8 protein-coding genes and 1 tRNA gene are annotated in these 11,684 nt (G+C 43.8%); 6 read left to right on the forward strand and 3 right to left on the reverse strand.

Annotated features, from left to right (window positions below; all coding sequences use genetic code 11):
- Window positions 1–136 precede the first annotated feature (136 nt).
- Window positions 137–1,423, forward strand: a complete 1,287-nt coding sequence (locus WF803_RS08150; RefSeq protein WP_489611918.1) for an MATE family efflux transporter — start codon at window positions 137–139, stop codon at window positions 1,421–1,423.
- A gap of 14 nt (window positions 1,424–1,437) precedes the next feature.
- Here WF803_RS08150 and WF803_RS08155 read toward each other — a convergent pair whose 3' ends face one another.
- The 3 genes from WF803_RS08155 to WF803_RS08165 form a co-directional block, all read right to left on the reverse strand.
- On the reverse strand, window positions 1,438–1,995 hold the full coding sequence (locus WF803_RS08155; RefSeq protein WP_489610984.1) for a biotin transporter BioY: 558 nt from the start codon (window positions 1,993–1,995) through the stop codon (window positions 1,438–1,440).
- Between the two features lie 82 nt (window positions 1,996–2,077).
- The gene (locus WF803_RS08160) at window positions 2,078–3,115 is read right to left on the reverse strand and encodes a glycosyltransferase family 2 protein (protein WP_489610985.1); all 1,038 of its coding nucleotides are present in this window, start codon (window positions 3,113–3,115) and stop codon (window positions 2,078–2,080) included.
- A gap of 94 nt (window positions 3,116–3,209) precedes the next feature.
- Window positions 3,210–3,282: transfer RNA gene (locus tag WF803_RS08165), tRNA-Thr, on the reverse strand.
- 169 nt (window positions 3,283–3,451) lie between these two features.
- Between WF803_RS08165 and WF803_RS08170 the strand changes: the two genes are divergently transcribed.
- The 5 genes from WF803_RS08170 (at window position 3,452) to WF803_RS08190 (ending at window position 11,684) form a co-directional block, all read left to right on the forward strand.
- Window positions 3,452–4,882 (forward strand): ISLre2 family transposase, encoded by a 1,431-nt coding sequence (locus WF803_RS08170; protein ID WP_489610986.1) that lies wholly within the window; start codon window positions 3,452–3,454, stop codon window positions 4,880–4,882.
- Window positions 4,883–5,245: 363 nt separating this feature from the next.
- Entirely contained in the window at window positions 5,246–5,956 is a 711-nt protein-coding gene (locus WF803_RS08175) for a tRNA (adenine(22)-N(1))-methyltransferase (RefSeq protein ID WP_489610987.1), read from the forward strand.
- Between the two features lies 1 nt (window position 5,957).
- Complete coding sequence (locus WF803_RS08180) at window positions 5,958–6,785, forward strand: Nif3-like dinuclear metal center hexameric protein (protein ID WP_489610988.1); 828 nt, start codon at window positions 5,958–5,960, stop codon at window positions 6,783–6,785.
- Window positions 6,786–6,816: 31 nt separating this feature from the next.
- On the forward strand, window positions 6,817–8,076 hold the full coding sequence (pepT, locus tag WF803_RS08185) for a peptidase T (RefSeq protein WP_489610989.1): 1,260 nt from the start codon (window positions 6,817–6,819) through the stop codon (window positions 8,074–8,076).
- Between the two features lie 71 nt (window positions 8,077–8,147).
- Window positions 8,148–11,684, forward strand: coding sequence for a PD-(D/E)XK nuclease family protein (locus WF803_RS08190; protein ID WP_489610990.1), 3,537 nt, complete (start codon window positions 8,148–8,150; stop codon window positions 11,682–11,684).

The raw sequence follows: 11,684 nt of genomic DNA on the forward strand, positions 1-11,684 counted from the left end.
ATACGGTAATATAACTTGAAAAATAATGAAAGGGAGTGGTAAAGTGAGTGCTCAAGCCAGCACAATGGATAAAAACTACTCACAAATGTTATCGGGCTCTATCCCTAGGATGATTTCGAAGTTAGCAGTTCCGTCTATGATCTCGATGATGATTACCTCGATTTATAACGCTGCGGATACTTACTTTGTTTCAACTTTGGGAACATCAGCTAGTGCAGCTGTTGGGGTTGTTCTGCCCATTATGACCATTATTCAAGCCTTTGGTTTTACCTTTGGCATGGGAGCGAACAGTAATATTTCACGCTTACTCGGGCGGAAAGACTATCGAAAAGCCAATGCCATAGCTTCTTCAGCCCTAGCGAGTTGTATGCTGTTTTGCTTAGCTTTTGTCATTTTGGCCTTCTTGATCATGCAGCCTATGTTAACATTTTTTGGCGCAACGTCTTCCATTTTGCCTTATGCTGAAAGTTATGCGAGTTTGATTCTATTAGGTGGTCCCTTAATTGGTGGGGCTTTTGTTTTGAATAATCTACTGCGTTCCCAAGGTCTAAATGCCATGTCCATGATTGGCTTGGCCATTGGTGGCTTCTTAAATATTGTTCTAGACCCTATTTTTATCTTTGTTTTCGACATGGGGATAGCGGGTGCCGCCCTCGCTACCGTCATTAGTCAAACCGTCAGTTTCTTGGTGCTGTTTTATATTATTCAAAAGAAAAGTGTTTTAAATTTACAATTTCAACGCATTTCCAAACGCTTATCCACCTATATTGAAATCGTTAAAATTGGCTTGCCTTCTTTCTTCCGGCAGGCGATGGCCAGTATGGCGATTATTCTATTGAATAACCAAGCGGCTGTTTATGGTGATGCTGCTGTAGCTGCCTTTGCCATTTTAGGGCGGATCAATCAAATCTTCTATGCCTTTGTCATCGGTTTTGGCCAAGGCTTCCAGCCTGTCGCCGGCTATAATTATGGTGGGGGCAAGTATAAACGAGTTCGCCAGGCGTATTACTTTACCTTCGTGGCCATGTTAGTCATCCTAATTATTGCGGCGATTATTATGTTTAGCTTTTCTGAAGAAATGATTCGTTTCTTCCGTGATGATCCGAAAGTCGTGGCTATTGGGGCTAAATCATTGAAGTACTTTGCGATTGCCTTTGTTACGCAACCGGCCCTCACGGCTTCCAACATGATGCTGCAGTCTACTGGCCAAGCCCGCTCAGCAACCTTCACGGCCATGCTTAGGCAAGGACTTTACTTCCTACCACTCATCTTCCTCCTGCCACATCTCTGGCAGTTAGAGGGGCTGATGCTGGTTCAACCGGTGGCTGACGTTTTATCGGCCTTAACGACTTTGCCTTTTGCCCTTGTTTTCTTAAATCGGTTGAAGAAAATGGAAGCCCACCAAGTTGAACACCTGACTTAAAAAATCGGTAAATTTTACCGATTTTTTATTTTACCTTTAATTCTTTGGGGAAGACGGTTCACAATCAGGAGGGTAAGGAGAACTTTTAAGGTGTCGCCTAAGATAAACATGCCCGTACTTAAGAAAGCTTTCCAATAGCTCAATTGGGTGAAATGGGCAATGCCAAGTGCCCCTACCATATTGGGAAATAAGACGAGGGCCAACCAGGCCGATAAAATGGCAGGGAAAGGCTGTTTTATTTCCTGCTTGCCTTGGCGGCATAGGTAAAGAAATAAAGGACTTAGGAGCCAAGATAGAAGATACATGGCGGTGGGCCCGTAAAAAACACTCAGGCCCCCCTTACCACCAGATAAAAAAGGCAGGCCCAGGGCGACTAAAATGAGGAATAGTCCAATACTTAGGGTTGCCTTTTTTAAGGGAAGCAGGAGGGCAGTGAGCATGATGGCTAAATTTTGCAAGACAATAGGGACGGGAATGAAAGGAATAGGGACGGGAGGAAAGAAAGCTAAAACCGCAATAAAAGCAGTGGCTAGGCTGATAAAAGCAATGTTTTGTGTCTGTTCTTTTTGCATGGGCTTGCTCCTTTACTTAATTTGTTTTAAGTATAGGCAAGCAAAGTTAATGCGTCAACCCCAAATAAAAAATAGGTGACAATTAAGTGTAAAAACGATATTTACGCGGTAAAATGATGGAAAGAAGAAAACAGAGACCTTCCACACCGATTTTAATAGCTAGGGGGTCATAGGGAAGCTGGCCTTGGAGTAAGGTAAAGAGAAACGTTAAAATCATATTTAATGAAGCACGGGTCAATAAACTCCGTCTGAGCAGCGGTTGGCTAGGAGAGAGGGCTGCTAAAACTTTTTTACGAAGCGGTAGGGTAGCCAGATCAGCTAGGCTGCGACTTAAGAGAAAAATAAAAGCTAGGACTAATGGATTTGTGCTTAGCGTTTGGAGCAGGAGTAGAAATAGAGAAAAATCTAAGCCATAACGCAAAATTTTAAGACCAGCAAGCTTTAAAAAACTCCTATAAATCGAAAAGGAATCGTGCAGCAACCGAAAATGGGAACTCGCATTATCATTTAAGTAAATCGTGGCAATGGGGACTTCAACAATAGGAATTTGCTGATTGACACAGTACAAAATAGTATTCATTTCATAGTTGAAACGATCACCCGTAATAGCAGAAAAAGCCTTAAAATATTGAGCTGGTATGGCACGCAAGCCCGTTTGCGTGTCTTGAATGCTTGTGCCGGTCACGCTTCGTAAAAGCAGGCTGGTGGTAATATTGCCAAATTTACTGCGGAGGGGAATATCTTGAGAGAAATTACGGCTGCCAAAAATAATGGCGTCGGAGTTGTTTTGCCAGGCCGCGAGGCATTTTTCAATATCTTCTAAGCGATGCTGACCATCCGCGTCCGCAGTGATGGCTACTTCATAAGTTTCATGTTCTTGAATGAGCCAGGTTAAGGCGGTTTTGATAGCTTGGCCCTTACCAAGGTTACTAGGATGGGTCAGGATGGGAATTTGCCATTCTTTCTTTAGAGAGGTAAAAATGGGCTGGTAACTTTTTGGGCTACCGTCATTCACAACTAAAACATCCAGATTAAAATTTTGACTTTCTTTAATATTTTGGATGAGTTGGCAAAGCCGGTTATCGGGTTTTAAGGCAGGAATAATCACAAGCGCGCGCATGGTAAACCTCACTTCAATGGCAAATTATTTTTCACTGTTATTATTATGTCAGTAAATGAAAAAAAGTTCCAACAAAGGCTGTTGGAACTAAGAATGCTGGATGCAGGACTCGAACCTGTGACCCCCTCATTACGAATGAGATGCTCTACCAACTGAGCTAATCCAGCAAAAGCAAGTAAATTCATTATACAAAATTCACCGGCACTTGTAAAGGTCAAATGAGAAGTAATCGGGGCATGGATTAAATTGTCGGGTGAGCTAAGGGAAAAGAGGCACTTAGTGTAAAATTATGCTCGGTAAGACTTGAAAAATAAAAAAAGGACATCTATCTTTAAGTTGAACAATAAAAAGAAAGAAGATGTCCTCATGAATGATATTATCACAGATATTCTAAAAAAGACGGAAAATTGCTCATCTTTAGGTGACTTTGAAGATATTGTTTATCCGATATTAAGCAATTTTTGCTGTGAATGTCTTGCAGCGGTTTTCACTCAACTTGATCAGCAATTAATCCAAAGATACCAAGCCGAAGGCTGGAAAATTGCTCGCTATGAACCACGCACACTATGTTTTATGTTTGGTGCCGTCACTTTTAGACGCTGTCGGATGAAAAAAGAAGGTCACTCTAGCTTTCTTCCTCTAGATTTGTGTTTAGGACTAGAAGCAAGAAGTCATCTTTCTTCTCAGGTCAAAGAAAAAATTGCCCAGCTTTGTACGAAGCAAATTTTTCGTGCGACTGCAGAAGCCTTCAATGCTTTAATGCTTTTTAGTATTTCGCATCAGACCGCACATCATATTGTTCAAGAAATTGGGCAAAAAATTTTAAGCTTTGAGAATAAAAGAGCAGAAGAGAAGGAACTGGCTTACTCTCAAAAACGATCCGTTCCTTTTCTGTACATTGAAGGGGATGGGGTTTTAATCACTAAGAAGAAGAAAAAAGGGAAAAGAACAAAACATCTTCAACTACACCGTGTGACTCTCTATGAAGGCGTCGATCGATCCACTTCGCGGCATCAACTTATTCAAGCTCATTATTTTTCTTCTGTCCAATCTAGTGCAGCCCTTCGAGAAAAAGTTAGCCGATTTCTTAACTCCTACTATGATTTACATCAAACGATTGTGATTTCTAATTCGGATGGTGGCAGTGGTTATACGGAGGAAGATTTTAACGAGATGATTGGGGTATGCCTTCGGCATGAACATTTCTGCGATAAATTTCATGTCATTCAAAAAATCAGAACGCGCCTATTTTTTGATCATAAAATACGTCAATTCGTCATTAAAAAAGTGAAAGCTTATGATTTCGAAGGGGTTCAAGTTACTTTGGAGACCTGTGAAAGTCGCTGGCACCATCATCAGGAGTTTTTGGCTGAAATTGAAGCTCTAAGAGCTTATCTTGAACGGAATTGGTTACTCATTAAACCAGCAGAGCAGCGAGGCTTACCGAAGCATTTTTCCGGTGGCGTTTGTGAAGCAGGCCATCGGCTTTATACTTATCGCATGAAAAAGCAAGGACGAAATTGGACCCGTCAAGGCGCAGCAGCGATGGCTGCCATTATCACCGCTCAATCTAATCATTGTTTTGAAGAAGCTGTTCGATCAGATATTGAAGCTAATACAAGCCCATTTATACCCGAATATCCAGGGATTGTTAGGGCAATACTAAGTCACAGGCCGCAACAAAGTTCTTGTGGTGCCCATCAGGGCACGATTCCAAGTGAAGTGTCAAGCAGTATGGTCGGGAAATTATACCATACATTTTGTTAGCTACTTCGCCAAAAGACATGGAGTGCGTGCTAAAGACCTGCGTTAGCAGTGTTAGCAGGCCGTCCGTATATCTGGCTCTCGGAGTGCCGATAGGGTGAGCGTAGCGAGGCCTATCCAACGACATAGAGCCAGAATAGGACGGTCAGGCGTAAGCTTCTATGAAGCGTAAGCCGGTGCCACTGCTTTTCAACGCAGCGTCCTTTAGCACAAAAACGAAGTGACTTTTGAATAATTAGATACGAGATAGAGTTCTTTATGATTGACCGAGCATTGCTTGACACTAACAAAGAGGCATTCACTTTATAAAGGAAGGGTATTCTTTGATATAATAGGAGTGAGAGGTTAGAGGAAGGGGAGGATGTGATGAGAGGTAAACTTCTCTCAGTGCGTTTAGAAGCGGTGGCTGCCTTGGTCCCTAAGGCTCAATTACTGGTCGATATTGGTTCGGATCACGCCTATCTGCCCGTGGCCTTAGTAGAACGGCATTGGGTGCAAAGAGCAATTTGCGGAGAAGTGGCCCAGGGACCTTGGGAAAGCAGTCACCATGAAATTGAAAAAATGGCCTTGACCAAGCAAATCGATGTTCGCTTAGGCGATGGCTTAGATATTTTATCGCCGGTGGACAGGGCTGAGGTGGTCACGATCGCCGGTATGGGAGGCTTATTAATTCGAGATATTTTAAATCGTGCCGCTCAGAAGGGGTTTTTTAATGTTCAAAAACCGACCTTGGTCTTGCAGGCGAATAACCATCGGGAGGTTTTACGGCACTGGCTGGCCGGGCACGCGTATGCTATAACAGATGAACGTCTGGTGAGGGACCGGGGAAAATATTATGTGGTCCTGCAAGCTCAGCCAACCCCAAAGCCATATTCCCTCGGGGACGAGGAAGCTTTGTTTGGCTCTCACATTGATATCCAGCAACCGCAATTGGCCAAGGCGTATTATGAGCACTTAGCAAAGCGCACGGAAAAAATTATTAGCTCACTTCGCCAAAGCCAAAGGCCAAGTAAAATGGAAGAATTTTTGCATCAATTAAAAATTTTAAAGGCACGAATAAAACAATTGGAGGGATAGAATGTCTGAACTCACGGTTGGGGAATTTATGGATAAATTTGAAAACTGGGCACCGCCTTATTTAGCCGTCGAAGGGGACCCTATCGGCTTGCATTTTGGGTCTAGAAAGCAAAAAGTTAAACGGCTGATGGTGACTTTAGATGTGCGGCCAGCAGTGGTTGAAGAGGCCCGTGAGAAAAATGTGGATCTGTTATTTGCCCACCATCCCCCTATTTTTCGGGCTCCTAAAACTTTGCGCGATGACCAGCCCCAAGAAAAAATGTATGCAGATATTTTACGTCAAAAATTAGCCGTTTATGCGGCGCACACCAATCTTGATACCGTAACGGGAGGGATGAATGACTGGCTGGCAGAGCAATATGGCTTTTCGCAGCTGGAAATTTTATTTCCCCATGGTAGTACGAACCGCGGTAAAGCAGCCGAAGAGCCCTTTGGCATGGGCCGGGTGGGCCAATTAAAAACCCCTATGCCGATTGAAGACTATGCGCAATTGGTGAAGGAAAAAAGCGGCACGCGGGGCTTGCGCATGGTTTTAGGTCGGCCCCATGGCGAGGTTAAGCGGGTGGCTGTCTTAGGCGGGTCTGGTCAGAAATACTATAAGGCTGCCCGCTTAGCCGGTGCCGATACCTTTATCACGGCGGATCTGACCTATCATTTTGCCCATGATATGGAAGCATGGGGCCTCAATGCCTTGGATCCTGGCCATTATATGGAGAACGTGGTTAAAAGAGCGCTCCTTTTGCGTTTTGAAGCTTGGGGAAAAGAAGAAAATTGGCCAATTGAGATCCTAATGAGTACAATTAATACAGATCCCTTTTATTTTATCTAGGTTGTTAAAAGGAAATATTGGAGGTTATATCATGAGTTATGCAGTAAATCGTGAGGAATTGTTAGATCGCTTTATTGGTTATGCCAAGGTAAATACCCGTTCTGATGCGAAGCAAGGCGATAAAGTTCCTTCTACAGAACGTCAGGTGACTTTCTTAAAGCAATTGGCTGAAGAAATGGAGGAAATTGGTTTAGTCGACGTCCAATTTAATCCCAAAGATGCTTATGTGACAGGGCTTTTGCCTAAAAATATCGATGAGGCTTTACCAGTCATTGGCTTTTTTGCTCATGTGGACACGGCAGACTTTAATGCGGAAAATATTAGCCCACAAATTATTGAGTCCTATGATGGTGGCGTGATTCCTCTGGGCGATTCGGGCTACAAATTAGATCCCAAAGAATTCTCTTCCCTTAAAAAATATGTGGGTGAGACGTTAATCACGACGGATGGGACGACCTTATTGGGTGCAGATGATAAGTCAGGGGTGGCTGAAATCATGACCGCCATGGCCTACCTTCATGAGCATCCTGAAATTAAGCATGGCGATATTAAAGTTGCTTTCGGGCCAGATGAAGAGATTGGGCTTGGTGCCACCCGCTTTGATGTCGAAGGCTTTGGTGCTGACTTTGCCTATACCATTGATGGGGGCCCTAAGGGTGAATTGCAATATGAAACCTTTAATGCCGCTTTTGCCCACCTTACTTTCCATGGGAAAAATGTCCATCCCGGGTCAGCTAAGGACTTGATGATTAATGCGTTGGAACTCGCGATTGCTTTTGATAATGCCTTGCCTGCTTCGGAACGGCCAGAGCACACAGCGGGCCGGGAAGGCTTCTATCACCTACTCGAGTTAGAAGGCGTGGTTGACCATGCCGAGAGCCAATATATTATCCGCGATCATGACAAGGAAGCTTTTAAAAATCGCAAGGATACGCTCTTAAATATTACCAAAAAAATGAATCGTGAACTGGGCCTAGAAGCCGTCGTTCTCGACCTCCATGATGAATATTATAATATGGGCGATATCATTTCCAAGGATATGCGGCCTTTAGAACTTGCTAAAAAAGCTTTTGCGGCTGTTGATATCGAGCCTGATATTCAAGCCGTGCGGGGTGGAACAGATGGTTCAATCTTGACATATAATGGCCTACCAACCCCTAATATCTTTGCGGGTGGGGAGAATATGCATGGGCGTTTTGAGTATGTGTCCCTTGAGACCATGGTTAAAGCGACAGAAGTCCTGCTAGCTATTGTTGAAGAGGCCAAGGACTATCAGCATTTGGAGAAATAAGGAGCACCGGAAAGCTTTTGCGGCCATGCTAGCGTCAGCATGGCCTTTTTAAGCTGAGAAGGAGGTTTACATTGTCTATTGCCATTATGCTCGCCACCCAGGTTCGGAACCGACGGGAAAAATTATACCGAGAGATTTTTTCTTTTTTACAAGCAAATCCTAAGCATGAAGTGCTGTATTTGGTCCCTGACCATTTAAAATTTGAAACGGAACATCGTTTGCTGGCCTATGAAGAAAAAATTCAAGCTACTGACAGCGGCTATGCTGGTTTAATGCAGGCCCAGGTTTTTAGTTTCCAGCGCTTGCTTTGGTATTTAGAAGCCGAAAAGCTATGGCCTAAGCGGCGGGTTTTAAATGACACCTTAAACTTTATGCTGTTGAATAAGGCCGTGCTGGCAATTCAGGATGATTTAGAAATATTTCGTGGGAAGCATAAACATGCTGGTTTTGTCGAACAATTGCTGGCTTTATTTACGGAATTTGAGGAAGGTAATTTAACTCCTGCTGTTATTGAGGAGATTTTAGCCGCCTATGCTAAGGAAGGTGAAGCAGTCAATACTTATACCCTAAAAAAGCTTGCGGAATTGAGTAAAATCTATGCGAAGCGTCAGGAAGTCCAAGCGGAAGTTGGGGACAAGGTGGTGGACCAGGAAGCTCGTTTGCAAAAATTATTGGGAGAACGTGATTTGAGCCACACGATGTTTGTCTTGGATGGCTTTGAATATTTCACGCATGAGCAATTGAGCACTTTAAGCCTGATTTTAAATAAGGCTTCGCATGTCCACTTTGTTTTGCAACTCGATGAGCCCCATCGGACTTCTTCAAACTTATGGCAGGATGTTTTCTATTTTGGCCGGAAAACTTACCAGCAATTATTAAATATCTTCCCCGAAGAACCCAAAATTACTTATGCGCAGGAAGACCGGGCTTATGAGCCGTTATTTATGCAGCTTGAAAAGCAATGGGTCAGCCAAAATTTCCGGCAACCTCATTTTGACCACCAGGAAACCTCTCGCCAGGGTACGCCTATCCAGCTTTGGGCGTGCGAATCGGAATATTTAGAGGCCGAACAAATTGCGAATGAGATTTATGCCTTGGTCAGTCAGGCCGACGGGGCTTACCGCTACCGAGATTTTCAAATCTTAACTCGGGATATTGAGCGCTATCGGTCTTACTTGCTTCCGGCTCTCCAGCAGAATAATATTCCTTACTTCCTGGATTTTGAGGAGACGATGGATGAACATCCCCTGAGCCGTTTGCTGAACGCCTTATACCAGATTTACCGTTACCGTTGGCGCTACCAGGATATCTATGATTTACTGCGGACAGAATTGTGCGTGCCCGATGCGTATCAAGAAGCCGGTGCAAGTCCGGACAAAAATATGAAAAAATTCCGCCGTATCCTCGATGAAACAGAGAATATTATCTTAGAGCAAGGCTATGAGGGGCCAAAATGGTGGGCGGCCGATGTGCAATGGCTATTTTTGCCCGTCGATGATGAAGGACACTTGCAGCACTCTCAAAAAATTCAAGCTCGGCAAACAGAAGCGAATATTTTAAAAGAACTCCTCGTCAATCTACTAGAGCCTTTATTTACCCGTTGGGAGGCGGGCTTGAAGACGGCGGATGCTTTGGAAGACTTATATGAAACTTTACTTCAGATGAATGTACCGAAGCAATTGCTGGCCTGGCGCGATCAAAATATCGAAGCCGGTGACATTGAAGCAGCGCGACGTCATGAGCAAGCTTGGCAGACCTTTATTCAATTGCTTGATGATTACTATGACTTATTTGGGGAAGAAGAATTTTCGGCTGAGGACTTTTTTGCCTTATTGAAGCGAACTTTTCAGGAGGCACATTTTAGTTTAATTCCGGCGACTTTAGATGCCGTGAAAATTACTTCCTTAGAAAAAACACAGGGCCAGCATGCCCGTGTTAGTTTTGCGCTGGGTCTTACCAAGGAGATTTTACCCAAAACTTACCAGCAAACCTCTATCCTCGGCCAAGAGGAGCGGGAGCAATTAGCCCCATTCTTTGATCGCCAGCAAGGTTTTGGTCTCAGTGATACCGAGCAAAATATCCGCGAGCAAGCCCTGATGTACCAGCTCTTGCTGTCAGGGACTGAGCGTTTATACTTATCTTATCCGTATAATGCCTTTGGTGAGAAAGAGGTTGAACCAGCCCCCGTCCTTAAAATTTTAAAAACGCATTACCCTTGCACGGAAGCCACCATTAAAAGCAGGGACAATATTTTTAAGCTCCGTACTGGCAATTGGCAAGGGCAACTCTTATATGCCATGCGGGCTTTAAGAGGGGTGACCGCCAGTCCACGGCTAGACGCTTTTTGGCAGCAGCATTTAAAAACTTTAGCCAATAGTGAAGTGGCCGGTGAGCTGACGAAAAAGGTAGAAGGTAGCTTGACTTACCAGAATAAAATTGAACCTTTAAGCAAGAAGTTGGCCCAGGAATTATACCGCAGTCCCCTAGAAATTTCAGTGTCCCAGTTAGAGACATATAATACGAATCCTTTCATGTATTTTCTCCTCTATGGGCTAAGACTTCGGGAACGTGAGATTTTTGAACTTTCCCCCATCCGCACGGGCAATTACTACCATGCCGCTATGGACCAAATTTTAAAGCATTGGCAACCGGACCGAAAACTTAAGGACTTGCTTAAAGACGCCTGGCAGAAGCTTAATGATGAAAAACGGTATCCAGAATTTAAAATATTTTCGGCCCACCCCAAATATCGCTTCATGAAGCGGCAAATGCAAGCCGATATTGACCAATTAGCCGCCTTTGCCTACCAGCAATTGGAAGCCATGAAAACACCAAGTCAGATTTTTACGGAGCAACGTTTTGGCTTTCCAGAAGATCACTTAACTTATCCCTTAACCTTAAAAGACGGGCAAAAAATTTACTTGCGAGGTATTATTGATCGGATTGATCTCTGGTCAAAAGAGGAGCTCTTCCAAGTGATTGATTATAAGTCCAGTCCGCAAAATTATTCTCTCGCTAATTTGCTCGCAGGTCGGAATTTACAGCTCCTGACCTACTTAAATGTGGTGAAGAAAGCTTTAGCCCAGAAGTATCCTCATTTAGAGGCAGTTGGGGCTTTCCACCAAATTATTAAACCTAGCCTAACCCCGTTAGAGAAAGAGCAGCAATGGACGAATAACCAGCAGGCGGACGAGCATTTCCGCGAGTTTCTCTTGAAAGGCTACTTCAATGAATTGAATGAGGACTTACTACTGGGGCTTGATCCCAGCGCTCAAGCTGGCGAGCGCTCTTCCTATTACTATTATCAAAAAACAAAGAGCGGCTCGATCAGTAAAAGTGTCGGAAGAAATCAGCAATTTGCTGACTATTTTTCGCTTCTGCTGAATTTTGTCGAACGTAAAATTCAAGAAACCGCAGAAGAGATTTTAGCTGGGGAAATTCCTTTACTGCCATTTGAGGATAATGTTTATGATTTAAGTAAGCAATATCCTTGGCGGGGAATTAGTTTGTTTGATGTTTTAGCGGGTGGCAACCACTATCGGGAGTCGGCCAAGGGACTAAAAACGATTGAGGACTTTATCCAGCGGTTGGCTTCCAAAGGAGAGTAG

Source organism: Aerococcus sp. BD502 (assembly GCF_057919555.1).